This is a genomic window from Bradyrhizobium iriomotense (assembly GCF_018129405.1).
GTDB lineage: Bacteria > Pseudomonadota > Alphaproteobacteria > Rhizobiales > Xanthobacteraceae > Bradyrhizobium > Bradyrhizobium iriomotense_B.
In genome coordinates this window covers 30,964-50,046 of sequence record NZ_JAFCLP010000019.1, presented here as the reverse complement: position 1 = coordinate 50,046, position 19,083 = coordinate 30,964, and the positions used below count along the sequence as shown (strand labels likewise).

17 protein-coding genes are annotated in these 19,083 nt (G+C 64.5%); 6 read left to right on the top strand and 11 right to left on the bottom strand.

Translation table 11 applies throughout. The features are described from left to right. Positions 1–274: 274 nt before the first annotated feature. The 7 genes from JQ592_RS29560 to JQ592_RS29530 all read right to left on the bottom strand — a co-directional run bounded on the left by JQ592_RS29560 (position 275) and on the right by JQ592_RS29530 (position 8,677). Positions 275–2,044: an adenylate/guanylate cyclase domain-containing protein gene (locus JQ592_RS29560; protein ID WP_246820752.1), complete on the bottom strand. Its 1,770-nt coding sequence runs from the start codon at positions 2,042–2,044 to the stop codon at positions 275–277. Between the two features lie 255 nt (positions 2,045–2,299). Further along, positions 2,300–3,307: a 4-hydroxythreonine-4-phosphate dehydrogenase PdxA gene (locus JQ592_RS29555; RefSeq protein ID WP_211406298.1), complete on the bottom strand. Its 1,008-nt coding sequence runs from the start codon at positions 3,305–3,307 to the stop codon at positions 2,300–2,302. Then, complete coding sequence (locus JQ592_RS29550) at positions 3,304–4,854, bottom strand: tripartite tricarboxylate transporter permease (RefSeq protein ID WP_211406297.1); 1,551 nt, start codon at positions 4,852–4,854, stop codon at positions 3,304–3,306. The genes JQ592_RS29555 and JQ592_RS29550 overlap by 4 nt, the downstream gene beginning before the upstream one ends. A 12-nt stretch (positions 4,855–4,866) precedes the next feature. Beyond that, positions 4,867–5,349, bottom strand: coding sequence for a tripartite tricarboxylate transporter TctB family protein (locus JQ592_RS29545; RefSeq protein WP_211406296.1), 483 nt, complete (start codon positions 5,347–5,349; stop codon positions 4,867–4,869). A gap of 225 nt (positions 5,350–5,574) precedes the next feature. After that, positions 5,575–6,567 (bottom strand): Bug family tripartite tricarboxylate transporter substrate binding protein, encoded by a 993-nt coding sequence (locus tag JQ592_RS29540; protein ID WP_211406295.1) that lies wholly within the window; start codon positions 6,565–6,567, stop codon positions 5,575–5,577. Between the two features lie 52 nt (positions 6,568–6,619). Continuing rightward, entirely contained in the window at positions 6,620–7,873 is a 1,254-nt protein-coding gene (locus tag JQ592_RS29535; protein ID WP_211406294.1) for a CaiB/BaiF CoA transferase family protein, read from the bottom strand. A 9-nt stretch (positions 7,874–7,882) separates the two neighbouring features. Further along, positions 7,883–8,677: an enoyl-CoA hydratase/isomerase family protein gene (locus tag JQ592_RS29530; RefSeq protein ID WP_211406293.1), complete on the bottom strand. Its 795-nt coding sequence runs from the start codon at positions 8,675–8,677 to the stop codon at positions 7,883–7,885. Positions 8,678–8,796: 119 nt separating this feature from the next. On the opposite strand from JQ592_RS29530, the gene JQ592_RS29525 reads away from it, so the two are divergent. The 5 genes from JQ592_RS29525 (at position 8,797) to JQ592_RS29505 (ending at position 12,931) form a co-directional block, all read left to right on the top strand. Next, complete coding sequence (locus tag JQ592_RS29525) at positions 8,797–9,462, top strand: GntR family transcriptional regulator (RefSeq protein ID WP_211406292.1); 666 nt, start codon at positions 8,797–8,799, stop codon at positions 9,460–9,462. 190 nt (positions 9,463–9,652) lie between these two features. After that, on the top strand, positions 9,653–10,624 hold the full coding sequence (locus JQ592_RS29520; protein WP_211406291.1) for an MBL fold metallo-hydrolase: 972 nt from the start codon (positions 9,653–9,655) through the stop codon (positions 10,622–10,624). A 244-nt stretch (positions 10,625–10,868) separates the two neighbouring features. Beyond that, positions 10,869–11,612 (top strand): SDR family oxidoreductase, encoded by a 744-nt coding sequence (locus tag JQ592_RS29515; protein WP_211406290.1) that lies wholly within the window; start codon positions 10,869–10,871, stop codon positions 11,610–11,612. 43 nt (positions 11,613–11,655) lie between these two features. Continuing rightward, positions 11,656–12,078 carry a cupin domain-containing protein gene (locus JQ592_RS29510; RefSeq protein WP_211406289.1) on the top strand — a complete coding sequence of 141 codons (423 nt, stop codon included), beginning with the start codon at positions 11,656–11,658 and terminating at the stop codon, positions 12,076–12,078. Positions 12,079–12,244: 166 nt separating this feature from the next. Then, positions 12,245–12,931, top strand: coding sequence for an alpha/beta fold hydrolase (locus JQ592_RS29505; protein ID WP_211406288.1), 687 nt, complete (start codon positions 12,245–12,247; stop codon positions 12,929–12,931). Between the two features lie 97 nt (positions 12,932–13,028). Here JQ592_RS29505 and JQ592_RS29500 read toward each other — a convergent pair whose 3' ends face one another. The 3 genes from JQ592_RS29500 to JQ592_RS29490 form a co-directional block, all read right to left on the bottom strand. After that, a complete protein-coding gene (locus tag JQ592_RS29500) occupies positions 13,029–16,172 on the bottom strand; it encodes an efflux RND transporter permease subunit (protein ID WP_211406287.1) in 3,144 nt (1,047 codons plus the stop codon). Between the two features lie 5 nt (positions 16,173–16,177). Then, positions 16,178–17,383 carry an efflux RND transporter periplasmic adaptor subunit gene (locus JQ592_RS29495; protein WP_211406286.1) on the bottom strand — a complete coding sequence of 402 codons (1,206 nt, stop codon included), beginning with the start codon at positions 17,381–17,383 and terminating at the stop codon, positions 16,178–16,180. 175 nt (positions 17,384–17,558) lie between these two features. Then, positions 17,559–17,741 (bottom strand): hypothetical protein, encoded by a 183-nt coding sequence (locus JQ592_RS29490; protein WP_211406404.1) that lies wholly within the window; start codon positions 17,739–17,741, stop codon positions 17,559–17,561. Between JQ592_RS29490 and JQ592_RS29485 the strand changes: the two genes are divergently transcribed. Beyond that, positions 17,731–18,243 carry a TetR/AcrR family transcriptional regulator gene (locus JQ592_RS29485; RefSeq protein WP_246820751.1) on the top strand — a complete coding sequence of 171 codons (513 nt, stop codon included), beginning with the start codon at positions 17,731–17,733 and terminating at the stop codon, positions 18,241–18,243. The two genes, JQ592_RS29490 and JQ592_RS29485, sit on opposite strands and share 11 nt — an antisense overlap. Here the strand turns inward: JQ592_RS29485 and JQ592_RS29480 are convergent. After that, positions 18,231–18,989, bottom strand: coding sequence for a sulfite exporter TauE/SafE family protein (locus tag JQ592_RS29480; RefSeq protein ID WP_211406285.1), 759 nt, complete (start codon positions 18,987–18,989; stop codon positions 18,231–18,233). The genes JQ592_RS29485 and JQ592_RS29480 overlap by 13 nt on opposite strands. Between the last annotated feature and the right edge of the window lie 94 nt (positions 18,990–19,083).

Here is a 19,083-nt window from a genome sequence, read left to right as displayed (position 1 = left end):
GAAAGACCGGTTACAAAAGAAATGTTGCCGCGTTTTCGCGACTCAGGAGACTGAAGTCGCCTATGGATCATTCGCATCGTTTGACCGAGCGGCGGGCGCTTCCAGTCTTCCCCGACAAGCGGACAATCTATGAATCGATGGGCAGGTCTCAAACGGGCCAAAACCGGACCCGCCGTTACCGGCGTGGCGCAAAGTTGCGTTTTCGGAGTGTCTGCTTTGCCCTGTGGCAGAGCGCCGTTTGCCTCAACAGGCTCAACCGCATTCCACCAAATGCCTAGCAGTGCGGGTTTGTTACGCCTGCACGACGCAGGCCGTCTGCGAGGTGCTCCCGGTACTTCAGGTCAAGGTAGGGGGTCGTAATATCGAACAGCTGCTGCGGGTTCGCCGCCCGACAGATGAAATCATGGACCAACGGTCGCGCTTCCTGCTCGCGTCCGAGTTGACCAAAACTTGCGAGCAGGATCCTGAGCCCCAGGTGGAAACGGCGCGTGCGGATTGCAAGCTGACTATAATGGACCGCCTCCTCGTAATTCTCCTGATGATAATGGGCGAGCGCGATGAAGCTGAGAAAAGCGCCGGCTTGAGGATCGTTCGGATTTAGGCGAAGGCAACTCAGCAGAGCGTCGAGACCTTCTCTGAAGTGTCCGATATAGATCCGGACCAGACCAAGGGCGAAAAACCCGAGCGCGAAATTCGGGGTGAGGTCGATCGAACGCTGCGCCTCCGCGAGCGCCTGCGCATGCATTCGCATCACCAAGCTCGTCCAAGACAACGCATAGTGGCAGTAGGGGTCGCGATCATCGATCGCAACCGAGCGCATCGCAGCCGCATGAGCCTCGGACGCGTCGCTTGCGACTTCGCTAGTCCAGCCGTGCCAGATCCGACTATTGAGCGTGCGTGCAAGGCACATGTGTGCCTGGGCAAGAGTAGGATCAAGACTGATCGCATGCCGCAGCAGAGCAACTGCGTGGTCCTGGTTCTCGGGAGTCATTTGTGAAAAATGCCACATGGCACGCATGCAGCAATCGAACGCGTCCAGGTTGCCGATGCTTTTGCGAAAGGCTCGTTTCCCTTCCATAAGCAGCATCTCGGGCTCAATCGCGCCGACCACGCTCTGGGTGATCTCGTCCTGGATGGCAAAAATGTCGGCCATGTCGCGGTCGAACCGCTCAGCCCACAGGTGATTGCCGGTTTCCGCCTCGATTAGCTGGCCTGTGATCCGCACCCGCTGACCAGCCCTTCTTACGCTTCCTTCGAGGATGTACCGCACGCCGAGTTCGCGAGCGACCTGCTTCACATCGACGGCTCGCCCTTTATAGACGAACGTCGAATTTCGCGCGATGACGAAAAACCATCGGTGATGGGATAAGGCGGTAGTGATGTCTTCTGTGATGCCATCGGCGAAATACTCCTGCTCGGGATCGCCGCTCATGTTAGAGAAAGGGAGCACCGCAATGGATGGTTTGTCCGGCAGCGAGAGTTCACCGCCCAACACTCCTGTGGCTACCGGATGCTCAGGTCGCCAATCCACGGAGTAGACCAAAACCGGACGACTGATGTTCTTAAGCGATCGTTGTCCGATCGGCATAAGCGGAAACTTCAGCTTGCCTTCGATCTGATCGCGGACTGCACCGGAGATACAAACTCCGCCGGGGTCAGCAACGCCCTGCAACCGTGCAGCAACGTTTACTCCGTCACCGAACAGGTTGTCGTTGTCCACCATCACGTCGCCGAGATTGATGCCTATTCGAAGTTCCATCCTCCGGTCGCTCGGGAGATCGGCGTTGTGGCGAGCAAGCGCGCGCTGGATGGCGACTGCGGCGCGCACGGCCTGCACCGGGCTGCTGAACTCTGCGATCACGCTGTCTCCGGCAGATCCGAAAATGCGCCCCGCATGTTCAGATATGAGGTCGGATATCGTGCGACGGTACGCGTCCAGGGTCCGCAGGGTCGTTTCTTCGTCCGCACCCATCAGGCGGCTGTATCCGGCAACATCCGCTGCCAAAATTGCCGCGAGCCGCCGTTCCACGCGATTGTCGGTCAAAACGGCCTCCCGAGATCGGTAGATCCGTCCAACCTATCAAAGCATAGGGCATTGCCCTTCGGCTAGGGCCGATGTCGGCTTTGGCGCATTTTCGACGGTTTCGGGGAGATTGTCAGCTGGGTGATATCCGCTTCTGCCCTAGCTTTTCCCGGAGACGACTGGCAAAACGTAGCGGAGAGCTTGTCTGCGGCGCATCCTTCGAGACGCCCGCCTATGGCGGGCCCTCAGGGTGAGGTCGCGTTTTGCGGCGAGATATCAGACCCTCGTGCGGCGCGCTGCCATCTCCGCCGCCAGCAGCAGCGCGGCGCGGCTGGCGCCGATCGATGCGATGCCTTGTCCCGCGATGTCGTAGGCGGTGCCGTGTGCGGGCGTGCAGATCGGGAAAGGGAAGCCGCCGAGCAAGGTCACGCCGCGGTCAAAACCCATCAGCTTCATCGCGATCTGGCCCTGGTCGTGATACATCGTCAGCACGGCATCGAAGGCGCCGGCCTTGGCGCGCAAGAACACGGTGTCGGCCGGGAATGGTCCCTCGGCAGCAATGCCCTCGCGCTGTCCGGCCGCGACCACGGGCGCGATCACGTCGATCTCCTCGCGACCGAAATTGCCGCCGTCACCGGCATGCGGGTTGAGACCGGCGACCGCAATGCGCGGCCGGGCGAAGCCGGCGTTGCGCATGCAGGCATCGGTCAGCTTGAGCGCACGATGGATGCGTTCGCTGGACAGGTTTGCAGCGACGTCCTTCAGCGGAATATGCGAGGTGACGCGTGCGTTCCAGAGCCGGTCGAGCACGTTGAATTCGCTTGCGGGAGTCTTGAGGCCGACGACCTCCGCGGAAAATGCGATCTCGTCGTCATACTCGGCGCGGGCAAGCCGCATCGCCTGCTTGTTGAAGGGGGTGAAGCAGACGGCATCGACGCGGCCGTCGCGGCCGAGCTCGAGCGCGTGACGGTAATTGGTCAGTGCGAATTTTCCGCCGGCAAGGGTGGCGGTCTTCGGCTCGACCTCTTGTGGAGCGAGGTGGTGGAGATCGACAAACAGCGCATCGCCCTGCGCTGCGCGAAGATCGGCGCCCTGCTCCACCATGCCCAGGTCCGGCCTGACACCCGCGATGCGCGCGCCCTCGTCGAAGATACGGCGGTCGCCGATCACGACGACGCGGCAGCGAGCACCGATATCGACGTCCGCCACCAGCTTGGCCGTCAGCTCCGGGCTGATGCCGGCGGGATCTCCCATCGCGAGTGCAATGAGCGGCTTTGCGGTCATATGATCACCTTCTCTGGAACTGTCTCTTGGACTGTCGTCTCACCGGTGGATGGCGCTGGCTTGCGCAGCAAGCGCGCGAGCTGCAATGCAAGCGGCAGCAGGAGCAGCGCGATGCCACCGACGATCAGGCACGTCACCAGCTTGTTTGCGAAGAAAATCCCGAGCGATCCCTTCGAGAGCAGCATCGACTGCCGGAATGCATCCTCGGCCTTGTCGCCGATGACGATGGCGAGCACGAGGGGCGCCAGCGGATAGAACAGTTTCTTGAAGAGATAGCCGACGATGCCGAAGCCGAGCATCATGACGACGTCGAGATAGGAGTTCGACACCGAATAGGCGCCGACGACGCAGATGATCACGATCAGCGGCGCGATGACGACGAAGGGAATCCGCATCAGGGCGGCAAAGACCGGGACGGTCAGCAGCACCAGCGCGACGGCGACGATGTTGCCGACATACATCGAGGCGATCAGGCCCCAGACGAAGTCTTTCTGGTCGACGAACAGCATCGGCCCGGGATTGAGGCCCCAGATCATCAACCCGCCCATCATGACGGCCGCGGTGGCCGAGCCGGGAATGCCGAGCGACAGCATCGGCAACAGCGCACTGGTGCCGGCGGCGTGATCGGCGGTCTCGGGCGAGATGATGCCTTCCACCTCCCCCGTGCCGAAATATCGGCCGCGGCGGGAGAAGCGGCGGGCGATGCCGTAGCTCATGAAGGAGGCCGCGGTCGGGCCACCCGGCGTGATCCCCATCCAGCAGCCGATCGCGGCGCTGCGCAGCAGCGCTAGCGCATGGCGCGGCAGGCGGCCGACGGCGCGAAACACCTCGCGCCAATCGATCTTCGAAGAGACGGCGCGGGCATGAAATTCCTCCTCAACCGCGACCAGGAGCTCGCCGATGCCGAACAGACCCATGACCGCGACGACGAAGCTCACGCCCTTGACGAGTTCGTCGACACCCATGGTGAGGCGGACGCTGCCGGAGACGGTGTCGATGCCGATGGCGGCGATGGCAAAGCCGATCGCAAGCGCCACCACGGTCTTGATCGGGGCCGCGCCGCCCATGCCGACGAAGCTGGCGAAGGCCAGGAAATAGACCGCAAAGTACTCCGGCGGCCCGAAGGCGAGCGCGACCTGCGCCACCCAGGATGCGAGGAAGGTGATCAGGATGACGCCGATCAGCGCGCCGAACGCCGCCGAGCCGAAGGCGGTGGCGAGTGCCGTGGTCGGCCGGCCGTCGCGCGCCATCGGATAGCCGTCGAAGGTGGTCGCGACCGACGACGGCTCGCCCGGAATGTTGAAGAGGATCGAGGTAACCGAGCCGCCGAACAGCGCGCCCCAATACATGCTGGAGAGCAGGATGATCGCCGACACCGGCTGCATGCCGAAGGTGAGCGGCAAGAGCAGCGATACCCCGTTCGGCGCGCCAAGCCCCGGCAGCACGCCGACGAGAATGCCGAGCAGCACGCCGACCGCCATCAGGACGAGATGCGGCACGGTGACCGCGATGGTGAAGCCGTGCAGGAGCTCCTGGAGATTTTCCATCGCGCCGCTCCCTCAGAAACCGAGCGCGGATGCGAGCGCGCCATGCGGCAGGCTCACCTGGAACATGCGCTCGAACACGACGTAGAGCGCGAGCGCCGTGGCTGCCGCCATGGCCAGCGCACGCGGCACGGATTGGTGCCGGGGGATCGCCAGCACCGCCAAGACATAGAGGCTTGAGGCGAGATACATCCCGAGCAGCGGGATCGCGGCAACGAAGATCGCGGCCGGCACGAACAGGCCGGCGAGCCGGTGTAGCTCCGTCGGCGTGATCGCGATGGGGACGTTTGCGAGCGTCGCGGCCGGCACAAGGCCCCGCACCAGATTGTAGAGGCTGCCGAGCACGACGATGATTCCGGTCAGGAACGGGAACGTGCCGGCGTCGACGCCCGCGCTCGACCAGCCGATGCCGTTGTCGAGGCTGGAGACGACGACGGCCACACCGAAGCTGCCGGTGAGGATTGCGGTCGCAAGTTCAAGCGCGCGGCGCGAGATCATGGAGGGCTCCAGTCAGGTGGCGTGCAGCGGCCGGTGAATGACGCACGCGTTTTCCAAGCCATCAAGTGTCGTCCCGGCGAAGGCCGGGACCCATAACCCCAGGGAGGCATTTGGCGAAGACTCGACGCCACGTCGGTACCACCACCAACGCTCCTCGATAGATCACGCGGTATGGGTCCCGGCCTTCGCCGGGACGACAGTGGAGATTGTGGCACCAGCCCCGCCTCACTTGACGAGCCAGCCCTGCTCGCCCGCGACCTGCTTGACGTGATCGAGGTCCTCCTTGATGAACTTGTCGAACTCGGCGCCGGTCAGGAAGGTGTCGACCTGGGAGGTCTTCTCGATGTAGTCCTTCCATTCCGGCGTCGCCTGCACCTTCTTCATGAGGTCGACGTAGAACGCGGCCTGCTCCGGCGTGACCTTGCCGGGCAGCCACACCGTGCGCGGCTGCTCATATTGCTTGATGTCGAGGCCCTGCTCGACGCAGGTCGGAACGTCGCTCCAGCCTTCGGTCGCGGTGACCTTGGGCCCTTGCGGCAACCGCTTCGGGCTGAACACGCAGAGCGGTCGCTGCGTGCCGCCGCGCCATTGTCCGAGGCTTTCGCTGGGATTGTTGACGTGGGAGTCGAGATGGCCGCCGGCGAGCTGCACGGCGGTCTCGGCGCCGCTCTTGAAGGGGATGTAGGTCAGCTTGACCTTGCCGGCCTTCTCGATCATGCGGGTCAGCACCTCGTCGGTGTCCTTGGACTGCGCGCCACCCATCCTGAATTCGCCTGATGCAGCCGCCTTCAGATAGTCCCCCGCATTCTTGTAGGGCGCGTCCTGCTTGACCCACAGCAGGAACTCGTCCTGCGCCATCGCCGCGATCGGGGTGAGATCGGTGTAGTTGAAGGCGACCTTGGAGACGAGCGGCTGCTGCCAGGCGTTGGAGGTGCCGAAGATCACCTTGTAGGGATCGCCCGCGGAGGCCTTGCCGTAGACATAGCCTTCGGCGCCGCTGCCGCCGCCCTTGTTGACGACGACGATCGGCTGCTCCGTCAGCTTGTGCTTGGTGATGATGTTCTGCACCGCGCGGGCGAGATTGTCGGTGCCGCCGCCGGGGCCGGCGGTGGCGACGAACTCGATCGGCTTTTGCGGCTGCCAGGCGGCGAGCGCCGGCATGGTGCCGGCAAGCACGGTTACGGCTGCGGGGAGCAGAAATGTTGACGTCCGACCCATGATTTCCTCCAGCTGATTTTTTGTCTTTTGTTGTTGTCGTATCGACGTCCGGTCAGGCGACGCGTTCCTCGCGTCTTTTCAGGGCCGAAACGATTGCGCCTTCTTTTTCGAGCGCTTCGATCTGCGTCTGGTCGAACCCGTACTCGGCCAGAACCTCTCGCGTGTGCTCACCATAGACCGGTGCGCCTGACAGCACCTTGCCGGGCGTGCCTGAGAATTTCACGGGAAGCCCGATCGTCTTCACGGGGCCGAGCGTGGAGTGCTCGACCTCGACGACCATCTCGCGCGCCAGCGTCTGCGGGTCGCTCAGGGCTTCCAGCATGTCATGCACGGGCCCGCACGGCACGCCCTTCTCGTCCAGCGCCGCCAGCCAATGCGCCCGCGATTGGTTGCGGAAGCGCTCGCTCAGGACGGCTTCGAGCTCCTTCAGGTTCGCCATGCGGTCGGAACCGTTGACGAAGCGTGGATCGGCGGCGAGCTCGCTCGCGCCGAGCGCTTCCAGCATCAACAGCCAATGCTTCTTGTTGGCGCCGCCGACCACGAGCCAGCCGTCCGAGGCTTCGAACGCCTGATACGGTGCGTTGAGCGGATGGGCCGAGCCCATCGCGCGCGGCGCGGTGCCCGCGGCGAGCGCGATGGTGGACTGCCAATAGGTCTGCACCAGCGCGGCCTCGTAAAGCGAGGTCTCGACCCACTGCCCTTCGCCGGTCTTGAGGCGATGCGTGTAGGCGGCGAGAATGCCCATGCTCGCGAGCAGGCCGGCGGTGATGTCCGACAGCGGCGGGCCGCATTTGACGGGCGGACCATCCGGGCGTTCGCCGGTAAAGCTCATGATGCCGCTCATCGCCTGCGCCACCAGATCGAAGCCGCGGCGGTGCTTGTAGGGGCCGGTGCGGCCGAAGCCGGACAGTGAGCAGTAGATCAAGGCCGGAAACTGCTTGTGCAGCTCCTCGTAGCCGAAGCCGAGGCGCTCCATCGCGCCCGGCGCAAAATTCTCGACCAGCACGTCGGCATCCGCGATCAGCCGGCGCAGCACCTCTTTGCCGCCGTCGGTCTTGAGGTCCAGCACGATGCCGCGCTTGTTGCGGTTCATCATCAGGAAGGAGGCCGCCTCCTCGCCGATCTTCGGCGGCACAGAGTGACGGGTGTCATCGCCGTTCGGCCATTTCTCGATCTTGATGACGTCGGCGCCCATGTCGGCGAGCATCAGGGTGCAGGTCGGACCCGCCATGACGTGGGTGAGATCGATGACCTTGAGGCCGGCCAGCGGTCCCGAACGGCGAGACGTGGATTGTGAACTTTGCATTGGCCCGTCCTATTGGCCGCGCCATTGCGGCGCGCGCTTGTTGAGGAAAGCATCGAGCCCTTCGCGAAAGTCCTGGCTCGTGTAGCACATCAGGATGAGGTCTTCGCCCTCGTCCGACGTCAGCCGCCTTTGCAGGCGGGCGACCGCCTGCTTGGTCGCATTCAGCGTCAGCGGCGCATGGCTGGCGAGCAGCCGGGCGACCTCCTCAGTGCGCCTGTCCAGCGCGGCCAGATCGTCGACGACCTCGCCGAGCAGTCCGACGCTGGCGGCTTCCGCGGCGTCGACCAGACGTGCGGTGAAGATCAGATCCTTGACGCGGGCGGCGCCGATCAGCGCGGTGAGACGGCTGACATTGGACATCGACAGGCAATTGCCGAGCGTCCTCGCGATGGGAAACCCGATCTTCGCAGCTTTCGTGCCGATGCGGAGGTCGCAGGCCGCGGCGATGCCGGCGCCGCCGCCGGTGCAAAAGCCGTTGATCGCGGCGATGGTCGGCACGCGGCACTGCTCCAGCGTCGAGAGCACCCGATCGATCCGGGTCTCGTAGTCGATCGCGTCCTGCGGCGTTCTGAATTCGCGGAACTGGTTGATGTCGGTGCCGGAGGCGAAGGCCTTGTCGCCGGCCCCGCGCAGCACCAGCACCTTGATTGCGAGGTCGCGATCGGCCGCCTCGCAGATCGCCGCGAGGCGCTCGTACATCGCGAAGGTGAAGGCGTTACGGGCCTGCGGGCGGTTGAAGGTGATCCGCCCGATGCCATCCTTGCATTCAAAAACGAGGTCGTCCGCCTCCGCAGCCAGGTCCATTTCCTCATATCCTCTTGTTTTTTACATTTTTGAATGCAAAATTTGCGCTTAGCAAGCTGGAACTTCCAGATTTCGACCGATTACAGCGTTTTTGCATTCAAACTGGAGCTCGGGTCCCAATGCTTCACGAGGAGGTCGTCGGCCGCATCCGCGCCATCCTGCTCGACGGTGAGATCCCGCCGGGCGCGCGGATTCCCGAGCGCGAGCTGTGCGAGCGGCTCGAGATCTCGCGCACGCCGCTGCGCGAGGCGCTCAAGGTGCTCGCCGCCGAAGGCCTGGTGCAGCTGCTGCCGCATCGCGGCTCGCGCGCGGCAAAACTGACCGACAAGGACATGCGCGACCTGTTCGAGGTCTGCCAGGGCCTCGAAGCCCTCGCCGGCGAGCTCGCCTGCGAGCGCATCAGCGACGCCGAGATCGGCGCGATCGCAGCAGCCCATGACGAGATGGTGCGGCATTATCGCGAGGGCGATCTGATCCAGTACTATCGCGGCAACCGCGCCATCCACGAGGCCATCGTCGCCGCGGCCGGAAATCCCGCGCTCGCGGGGCTCTACGCCTCCGTGACCGCGCGCATCCGCCGCGCGCGCTATGTCACGCCGATGACGCCGCAGCGCTGGGCGCTCGCGGTGAAGGAGCACGAGGCGATCCTGAACGCGCTGCAGCGGCGCGACGGCGCCGGCCTCTCGCACATCCTGCGTGCGCATCTGCGCCACAAGCGCGAGGAGGTTTTGCAGGCGGGTTTTGCGGAGACGGAAGGAAGTGAGCCCACGCTGCGGATCGCGTGAGATTATTGCAGCGACGATTCCGCGGACACAATCGCGACACAATCATTGATTGTTTCTTGATCACCTCGCGATCATCGCCAATCCGTTTCCTCTTGCGAGCCTGTCTGAACCGGCGCAGCATCTCGCTGTCGGCCTAAGGCCGCACATCACGCGCGAACAATCGTGCGGATCTAAAAAATGGAGGATACGAATGACACCCGATGTCTCTCGTCGGTCCCTGCTCGCACTCGGGGCCGGCCTCGGCGCCAGCGCGCTCCTTGGCAGCAGCGCGATCGCGCGCGCGCCAAAGCTCGGCACCCAGACGCCCTACTGGCACCGTTTCATTCTCGGTGATGCCGAAGTGACCGTCGTGTCCGACGGACCGCTGCCGCTCGGCGATCCCTCCGGAACCTTCACCGGCGTTCCCAAGGAAGAGGTGAAGAAGATGCTGGCGGACAATTTCCTGTCGCCGGACAACGTCGTGCTCGAACAGAATTCTCCGATCGTCAACACCGGCGACAAGCTGATCCTGTTCGATACCGGCATGGGCAGCTCGAAAATGTTCGGCGCCAGCACCGGGCGACAACAGAAGAGCATGACCGAGGCCGGCATCAAGCCGGGGGACATCGACGCCGTGGTCTGCTCGCATGCCCATATCGACCATATCGGCGGCATCGTGGACGAAGGCGGCAAGCCGCTGTTTCCGAACGCGCAGATCTACATCTCCCAGACCGATTTCGACTTCTGGACCGACGAAGGCAAGCTCGGCAGCCCGGCCAAGGACTTCGTCGTCCACGCCCGCAAGAACCTGCTGCCGGTCCGCGACCGCATCGTCTTCTTCAAGGACGGCCAGGAATTCCTGCCGGGCGTGCAGGCGATCGCCGCGCCCGGTCACACCGTCGGCCACACCATCTTCATGGTCTCCTCGGCCGGCAAATCCTTCGCCTTCCTCGGCGACCTCTCGCACCATTCGGTGCTGCTGCTGGAGCGGCCGCGGATGGAATTCTCCTACGACACCGACCCGAAGCAGGCGGCGGAATCCCGCGTGAAACTGCTGACCATGCTCGCGGCCAACAAGACGCCGGTGATGTCCTATCATTTCGCCTGGCCGGGCTACGGCCATGTCGCCAAGGCCGGCGAGGGATTCCATTATTATCCCGAACCGATGCAGATGACGCTGTAGCCGGTGACATCAAGCCCGGGTCGCGCATGTGCGGCCCGGGCGCGTTATCTGATCCGCGCGCGCGACGGAGGGGAATGATCCCTGACCAATTTCTGTCCCCGCTTCTGGAGCATTTTTCGACAAGGCAGGCCCGTTCCAGGCAAGAGCCGGCCTCATTGCTCGGCTAAGACTCTGCTCGCATCATTCATCGGCGCGAGAGAGGCCCCTTCCCCGCTCGCGTTCGAAAACGCTCGGGAGACATGCCATGAAGATCGTCGTGATCGGCGGCACCGGTTTGATCGGATCCAAGCTCGTGGCGAGGCTGACGCAGCAGGGCCACGAGGCAGTGGCCGCCTCGCCGAAGACGGGCGTGAACGCCGTCACCGGCGAAGGGCTCGCTGCCGCGCTGGCCGGCGCGGATGTCGTGGTCGACGTCGCCAATGCACCATCCTGGGAGCCAGCCGCCGTGCTCGAATTCTTCCAGCGTTCGAGCCAGAACCTTGCGACGACAGAGGCCGCCGCGGGCGTCAAGCATCACGTCGCGCTGTCGATCGTGGGAACGGATCGCTCGCCCGACATCGCCTATTTCCGGGCCAAGCTCGCGCAGGAGAGCATCGTCAAGGCCTCGTCGGTGCCCTACTCCATCGTGCGCGCCACCCAGTTCTTCGAATTCCTCGGCGCCATCGCGGAGACGGGCGCGACTGAGGGGCGGATCGTCGTTCCATCGGCGGCGTTTCAGCCGATCGCATCCGACGACGTGGTCACATGCCTTGCGGAGGTCGCGACGGGACGACCGCTCAACGGCACGATCGATATCGCCGGACCTGAAAAGGCACCCTTCAACGAGTTCGTTGCGCGCCGTCTGAAAGCGGCCGGCGACAGCCGTCCGGTGGTGGGTGACGCCAAGGCCGGCTATTACGGCTCCCCCATCGAGGACACCTCGCTGGTCCCGCTTGGCGAGGCGCGGCTCGGAAAAACGCCGCTCGCGGCATGGCTGGCCACGGCCTGAAGAATTCGCGCATCACTGCAACGACCGCAATGAAGGACATTCCATGCGCAAATTGCTGATCGCAACGGCGGCTTACGCCGTCATCTTCCTGACGACACATGCCGCCGAGGCGCAGCCCGCGGCCAAGTCGGCCAAGGTGACGGTGGTGTTCGACCATGCGTTGCCGAATGTCCCCGGCAAGAGCATGAAGGGCGTGCTGGTCGAATATGGCCCCGGCGGCTCCTCGCCCGCCCATACCCACGCGCGCTCCGCGTTCATCTACGCGACCGTGCTGGAGGGAGCGATCCGCAGCCAGGTCAATGACGAGCCCGCAAAAGTCTATCAGAAGGGCGAGAACTTCTTCGAGAAGCCCGGTGATCGCCACGCCGTCAGCTCCAACGCCAGCGACACCGAGCCGGCGAAGCTGCTAGCCGTGTTCGTGGTGGACACGGCCAATACCGAACTGACGACGCCGATCGCGAAGTAACGCCGGCTGCAGGCCGCCAAACCTGCTCGGGGTGCAATTTCGCATTCGCCCGATTATCCTTGCCGTCCTCTGTCGACTGAATTGATGGCGCGTTAGACGTAAGGCTCTCCTGCTTCACGTTTCACGAGCAGATGCGCTCGCCCTCAAGCAGCCAATGGAGATCATCATGAGCAAACCCAGCATCGTTTTCGCACACGGCCTCTGGGCTGACGGATCGTGCTTCGGCAAGCTGATCCCGAAATTGCAGGCCGAAGGCCATGAGGTCATGGCGAGCCAGCACGGCCTCGACTCTCTCGCAACCGACGTTGCCGCGGTGACGGCCTGTCTTGGCCGCGTTCCCGGGCCAGTGGTCCTCGTCGGCCACTCCTACGGCGGCACTCTGATCACGCACGCCGGAACCGATCCGCGGGTGGCCGCGCTCGTCTACATCGCGGCGCTCGCGCCCGATGCCGACGAAACCTCCCAGAGCCAGCTTGCCAAGTTTCCGACCACAGAGGTGTTCAGCCATCTCGATGCGCCGCAGGGGCGCATCTGGCTCAAGCCAAGCGGCCTCAAATATTTCGCGGGAGACCTGCCCGAGTCCGAGCAGAAGCTGGTGTATGCGACTCAGGGAGCGCCGGTGGCAGACCTCTTCAACCAGAAGGTCGACGGCACGGCGTGGAAATCCAAGCCGAGCTGGTATGTCCTCGCGACCCAGGACCAGACGGTTCACCCGGACCTGCAGCGCTCCGTCTCGAAGCGCATGAACGCCACGGTGACCGAAGTGACGTCGTCCCACGTCCCAATGCTGTCGAAGCCGGACGTGGTCCTGGACGTGATCCGCAAGGCTGCGAGCGCGGTCTCCAAGAGCTGACATCGGCAGCTGACATCGGCGCCGCTGGTGGGCTGATGCGGATGCGATCATAGTTTCCAAGATCAGGCCCGGCGACGTGCGTCGCCGAGCCAGTGATCTATTCCGCGGGCTCCGCAACGGCGACCGGCGTTGCGGCTGCATCCGTCCGCTTGCCCGGAAAAATCCGCCGGACCAGGACGAACAGCGCGGGCACGAAGAAGATGCCGAGCACGGTTGCCGCGATCATGCCGCCGGCAACGCCGATGCCGACCGCGTTCTGGCTGGCCGAGCCCGCCCCGGTCGCGACCGCCAGCGGCAGCACGCCGAGGATGAAGGCGAGCGAGGTCATCAGGATCGGGCGCAGGCGCTGGCGCGCGGCGTGCAGCGTGGCCTCGACCAGGCTGCGGCCGGCCGCGATCTGCTCCAGCGCGAATTCGACGATCAGGATCGCGTTCTTGGAGGCGAGGCCGATGGTGGTCAAAAGGCCGACCTGGAAATAGACGTCGTTGGCCTGGTTGAACAGCGTCGCTCCCGCCAGCGCGCCGAGCACGCCGATCGGGACCGTCAGCATCACCGCGAACGGCACCGACCAGCTCTCATAGAGCGCGGCAAGGCTCAGGAAGACGATCAGCAGCGAGATCGAGTAGAGATACAGCGTCTGGCTGCCGGTCAGCCGTTCCTGGAATGACAGGCCGGTCCATTCGTGGCCGTAGCCCTTCGGCAGCTTCGCCATCTGCTCCTCCACAGCCTGCATCGCCACGCCCGAGCTGACGCCCGGCGCCGCCTGGCCCTGAAGCTCGACGGCGGCAACGCCGTTGTAGCGTTCGAGGCGCGGCGAGCCAAAGCTCCAGCGGTCGGTGGCCACCGCCGAGAACGGCACCATGGAGCCCGCGGTGTTGCGCACGTACCAGCGGCCGATATCGCTGGTGTCCATGCGGAACGGCGCATCGCTCTGCACATAGACCTGCTTGACGCGGCCGCGGTCGATGAAGTCGTTGACATAGGCGCCGCCCCAGGCCGCCGACAGCGTGGTGTTGAGGTCGCTGAGGTTCACGCCGAGCGCGGTGGCCTTGGCCTGGTCAACGTCGAGATTGAATTGCGGCGTATCGTCCTGGCCGTTCGGTCGGGCTTGCGCCACGCGCGGGTCCGCCGCGAGCTGGCCGAGCAGCTGGTTGCGCGCCTTAATCAGCGCCTCGTGACCGTTACCGCCGGTGTCCTGGAGATAGAGATCGAAACCGCCGGCATTGCCGAAGCCCGGGATCGAGGGCGGCAGCACAGCAAACACCATGGCATCGCGGATCTTCATGAACGCGCCCATGGCGCGGCCGGCCACGGCCTGTGCCGAGGTCGCCGGATGCTTGCGCTCGTCGAACGGCTTCAGGCTGACGAAGGCAAGGCCCACGTTCTGCCCCTGGCCGGCAAAGCTGTAGCCGCTGACGGCAAACACGCCTTCCACGGCGTCCTTCTCTTTGTCGAGATAGTGGTGCTCGACCTGCTTGATGACATCGAGCGTGCGCGCCGAGGTCGCGCCGACCGGAAGCTGGATCAGGGTCATGATCGTGCCCTGATCCTCCTCAGGCAGGAACGAGCTCGGCAGCCGCTGGAACAGGACGACCATGCCGGCGACGATCGCGACGAAGGCGATGATCACGCCGGCGATACGCTTGATGGCGCCGCCCGCGGTACGCTGATAGCCGTCGGCCATGCGGTCGAAGCCGCGGTTGAACAGGCCGAAAAAGCCGCGTTGCGCACCATGATGCTTCGGCGGCTTCAGGATGGTCGCGCACAGGGCCGGCGTCAGCACCAGCGCCACCAGCACCGAGAGCAGCATCGCCGTGACGATGGTCAGCGCGAACTGCCGGTAGATGATGCCGACGGAGCCGTTGAAGAACGCCATCGGGATGAACACCGCCGAGAGCACGACGCCGATCCCGACCAGCGCGCCGGTGATCTCGCGCATCGATTTCTCGGTCGCCTCGCGCGGGGAGAGGTGCTCCTCGACCATGACGCGCTCGACGTTCTCGACCACGACGATGGCATCGTCGACCAGAAGGCCGATCGCCAGCACCATCGCGAACATCGTCAGCGTGTTGATGGAGTAGCCCGCCAGCGAGAGCACGCCGAACGTTCCCAGCAGCACCACCGGCACCGCGATGGTCGGAATGATGGTGGCGCGCCAGCTCTGCAGGAACACGAACATCACGACGAAGACGAGCGCAATCGCCTCGAACAGGGTGTGGATCACCTTCTCGATCGACAGCTTGACGAACGGCGTGGTGTCGTAGGGATAGATGACGCGGAGGCCCTCCGGCATGGTGACGCTGAGCTGAGCGATGCGCGCCTTCACCGCTTCCGAGGTCGCAACCGCGTTGGCGCCGGTCGCAAGGCTGATGCCCATGCCGGCCGCGGGCTTGCCGTTATAGCGCGCGGTGGAATCGTAGGACTTGGAGCCGAGCTCGACACGCGCGACGTCGCCGATGCGGACCGTCTGGCCTGACGTCGCGGTGCGCAGGATGATGTCCTTGAACTGCTCGACCGTCTGCAGGCGGCTCTGCGAGGTGATGGTGGCATTGAGCTGCTGGCCGCCGACGGACGGCAGGCCGCCGAGCTGGCCGGCCGTGACCTGCGTGTTCTGGGTCTGGATCGCCGCGATCACATCGCCGGGCATCAGATTGTATTTGGTCAACTTGTCGGGATCGAGCCAGATGCGCATGGCGTATTCGGCCCCGAACAGCGTCACCTGGCCGACGCCGGCAACGCGGCTGATGGGATCATTGATCGACGACGCCACGTAGTCGGCGATGTCGCTGGCGGCGAGCCGGCCGTCCTCGGAAACGAAGCCGAGCACCATCAGGAAGCTCGCCGACGATTTCACCACCTTGATGCCCTGCTGCTGCACGACTTGCGGCAGCAGCGGTGTGGCAAGCTGGAGCTTGTTCTGCACCTGCACCTGGGCGATGTCGGCATCGGCCTCGTTGGTGAAGGTCAGCGAGATCTGCACGACGCCGGTCGAGGTGCTCGACGACGACATGTATTGCAGATAGTCGAGGCCGGTCATGTTCTGCTCGATGACCTTGGTCACCGAGTTCTCCGCGGTCTCCGCGTTGGCGCCGGGATAGGTCGCCGTGATCGTGACCACGGTCGGCGCGATCTGCGGATATTGCGCGATCGGCAGCCGCATGATCGCGAGCACGCCGCCCAGCATGATCAGGATGGCGATGACCCAGGCGAAGATCGGCCGCTTGATGAAGAAATGCGACATGGCGATTACTGCTCGGTTGTGGCGGGTGCGGGCCGCGCATCGGCCTGCCGCGTCGAATTCACCGTGAGGCCGGTTGCCGGATCGACCGCGACCTCGACGGTCTTCACGGGGGCGCCGGGGCGAGCCTTCTGCGTTCCGTCGACAACGAGGCGGTCGCCCGCCTTGGCGCCGGAACGGACGAGCCAGTTGCCGTCGACGTCCTCGCCGAGATCCAGCGTGCGTTGCTCGATCTTGCCGTCCTTGTCGACAAACATTGCCACCGCCTGCCCCAGCGGATTGCGCGAGACCGCCCGCTGCGGCACCAGGATCGCGTTCGGATCGACGCCGGCGACGACGCGCGCGCGGACATACATGCCCGGCAGCAGCGCCCGCTCCGGGTTGGCGAAGATCGCGCGCGAGGAGACCGAGCCGGTGCTCTCATTGACGCTGGCATCGGTGAAGCCGTATTTGCCCTTGTGGCCATAGGCCCGGCCGCTCTCCATCAGCAATTCCACCTGCACGCCCTCGGCGGGGCGCTTCAGCTTTCCGCTCGCGATCTGGTTGCGCAGACGCTCCATCTCCGAGGTCGACTGGTCGAGGTCGACGTAAACGGGGTCGAGCTGCTGGATCGTCGTCATCGCAGTCGTCTGGCTCGCGGTGACCAGCGCGCCGGGCGTGATCGATGATTTGCCGATCCGGCCCGAGATCGACGCGGTGACCTTGGTGCGGTCGAGCGAGATCGCGGCGGTCTCGCGGTTGGCTTCGGCCGCCTTCAGATCGGCCTCGCCCTGCTTGTAGGCGGCGACGGCATCGTCGACATCCTGCTGGCTCGCTGCATTGGTCTGAAGCAGCTGGGTCTTGCGCGCGGCCTTCAGCTTGACGCTGACCACCGTCGCCTCCGACCTCTGCACCGCGGCCTCGGCGCTGGCCAGCGCGGCCTTGTACTGCACCGGATCGATCTCATAGAGCAGATCGCCTTCCTTCACCTCGGCGCCCTCCACGAAATCGCGCTTGAGCAGAATGCCGGTGACCTGCGGCCGGACCTCGGAGACCTGGTAGGCGACGACCCGCCCCGGCAGGACCGTCGAGATCCTCGCCTCCTGCGGCTTCAAGGTCAGAACGCCGACCTCCGGCACCATCTGCCGTGGTCCCGCTTGCTGGCTCTGCTCGCCGCAAGCTGCGAGCGACAGCAGAGCAAGTAACGGAACAGCGCGAACGATCGGGGGACGCATGATGACGATCCATGAGCTGAGGTTTGGGCTGAGGTTGCCGGCCTCCCGGAGAGGCCATTTACATTGACACATCTGGAAACTATGCAGTTTCCATCAGGAAACTTGGGAGTTTCCATACCCGAAGTCAAGTGCTAGACTGCCCGGATGCGTCCGCTCAAGCAGTCGTGAACCGACCTCAACTGAACGACAGGTTTTGCATGGCGAGGAAATCCGTCAGCCGCAGACAGGCCAGCGGCAGTCCATCCCCCGAACGGGACGTCGCCCTTCCCGCGCCCGATGCGCGCCTGATGCATTTGCTGGCGGCGGCGAAGGACACGTTCACCAGCAAGGGCTTTGCCGCGACGACGATGGACGACATCGCCGGCGCCGCCGGCATGTCGAAGAAGACGCTCTATAAGCTATTCGTGAGCAAGACCGAGTTGTTCCGCGCCATGCTGCTGCGCAGTCTGCCCGAAGCCGATTACGCCGACGCTCCTTTGGAAGGATCGCCAGTGACCCGGCTTCGCAACATGCTCCGGGAGGCTGCGGACGTGGCGCTATCGCCGGGCGAGATCGCGCTGCAGCGCCTGATCATCGGTGAACGTCAGGCCTCGCCGGAGCTGGGGCGCATGTTCGCCGAGGTCATCATGGAGAGCGGCACGGAGCATATCGTCGACCTGCTCAGGACGATACGCCTCGAGCCTCGGTTCGAGGGCGTGCCGCTGCGCCTCATCGCCGAAATGCTGTTCGGCATGGTGTTCGGCCATGATCATTTCAGGCTGCTCACCGATACCGGATTCAAGCTCAACCGCCGCGTAGTGGACCGGCGGATCGATCTTGCCATTGCGACGTTCTGCGCGCCGGAGGATCAGGCGAGATAGCCGGACACACCGTCCCACAACAGCTTCAGCGCGGTAATGACCAGCAGGCCGTAGCAGGCCCGATAGATCTGCCGCTGGTCGAGCCTGCCGTGCAGCCGCCAGCCGAGCCAGACGCCTGAGGGAATCGCGAGCAGGCAAGCCGCCATCACGATCCAGACATTGCCAGATGGCCGCACCAGCAGCAGCCATGGTACCGCCTTGGTCGCATTGCCGACGGTGAAAAACAGGCTGGTCGTGCCCGCATAGACCTCCTTGCTGAGGCCGAGCGGCAAGAGATACATCGCAAGCGGCGGTCCGCCGGAATGCGCGACCATCGTCGTGACGCCCGAGGCGAGACCGGCCGCGACGGCCTTCGGCGTCGAACGCGGCCGAACGATCACCTTCGGATCGCTCAGGAGCCACAGGCCGACGAAGATCAGAGTGACGACCGCCATCACGATCGCAACAGCGCGGTGGTCGAGCACGCGAAACAGCAAATAGCCGAGCGCGATGCCGACCACGAGCCCGGGCAACAGCAGCACCAGATCCGGCTTCGACCAGGTCGAAGGCTTCCAGTAGCGCAGCGCGAACAAATCCATCGCGATGAACAGAGGCGCGAGCAGACCGCCGGCCGTGACCGGGTCCATCACGAACGACAGCAGCGGAATGCCGACGATCGAGAACCCGCCGCCGAACGCACCCTTCATGAAGCAGATCAGGAACACGCCGGCAAAGGCGATGAGGACAGTAGTGACCGTCAGTGCCATCTGCGCGTCTCCAAGTCCCTCGCCTCCAAGTCCCTCGCGTGCAAGTCCGTCAGCCGCGTCCGAATAGCGCCGTCACTCCGCTTACGACCTCGGG

What these genes read in the sequence shown, in the direction of transcription:
- JQ592_RS29495 (WP_211406286.1), bottom strand. Translation starts at nt 17,383, where the DNA reads ATGCGTCCCCCGATCGTTCGCGCTGTTCCGTTACTTGCTCTGCTGTCG.
- JQ592_RS29510 (WP_211406289.1), top strand. Translation starts at nt 11,656, where the DNA reads ATGCGCAAATTGCTGATCGCAACGGCGGCTTACGCCGTCATCTTCCTG.
- JQ592_RS29530 (WP_211406293.1), bottom strand. Translation starts at nt 8,677, where the DNA reads ATGGACCTGGCTGCGGAGGCGGACGACCTCGTTTTTGAATGCAAGGAT.
- JQ592_RS29550 (WP_211406297.1), bottom strand. Translation starts at nt 4,854, where the DNA reads ATGGAAAATCTCCAGGAGCTCCTGCACGGCTTCACCATCGCGGTCACC.
- JQ592_RS29545 (WP_211406296.1), bottom strand. Translation starts at nt 5,349, where the DNA reads ATGATCTCGCGCCGCGCGCTTGAACTTGCGACCGCAATCCTCACCGGC.
- JQ592_RS29520 (WP_211406291.1), top strand. Translation starts at nt 9,653, where the DNA reads ATGACACCCGATGTCTCTCGTCGGTCCCTGCTCGCACTCGGGGCCGGC.
- JQ592_RS29535 (WP_211406294.1), bottom strand. Translation starts at nt 7,873, where the DNA reads ATGCAAAGTTCACAATCCACGTCTCGCCGTTCGGGACCGCTGGCCGGC.
- JQ592_RS29515 (WP_211406290.1), top strand. Translation starts at nt 10,869, where the DNA reads ATGAAGATCGTCGTGATCGGCGGCACCGGTTTGATCGGATCCAAGCTC.
- JQ592_RS29555 (WP_211406298.1), bottom strand. Translation starts at nt 3,307, where the DNA reads ATGACCGCAAAGCCGCTCATTGCACTCGCGATGGGAGATCCCGCCGGC.
- JQ592_RS29540 (WP_211406295.1), bottom strand. Translation starts at nt 6,567, where the DNA reads ATGGGTCGGACGTCAACATTTCTGCTCCCCGCAGCCGTAACCGTGCTT.
- JQ592_RS29480 (WP_211406285.1), bottom strand. Translation starts at nt 18,989, where the DNA reads ATGGCACTGACGGTCACTACTGTCCTCATCGCCTTTGCCGGCGTGTTC.
- JQ592_RS29500 (WP_211406287.1), bottom strand. Translation starts at nt 16,172, where the DNA reads ATGTCGCATTTCTTCATCAAGCGGCCGATCTTCGCCTGGGTCATCGCC.
- JQ592_RS29490 (WP_211406404.1), bottom strand. Translation starts at nt 17,741, where the DNA reads ATGTCGTCCATCGTCGTCGCGGCAAAGCCCTTGCTGGTGAACGTGTCC.
- JQ592_RS29525 (WP_211406292.1), top strand. Translation starts at nt 8,797, where the DNA reads ATGCTTCACGAGGAGGTCGTCGGCCGCATCCGCGCCATCCTGCTCGAC.
- JQ592_RS29505 (WP_211406288.1), top strand. Translation starts at nt 12,245, where the DNA reads ATGAGCAAACCCAGCATCGTTTTCGCACACGGCCTCTGGGCTGACGGA.
- JQ592_RS29485 (WP_246820751.1), top strand. Translation starts at nt 17,731, where the DNA reads ATGGACGACATCGCCGGCGCCGCCGGCATGTCGAAGAAGACGCTCTAT.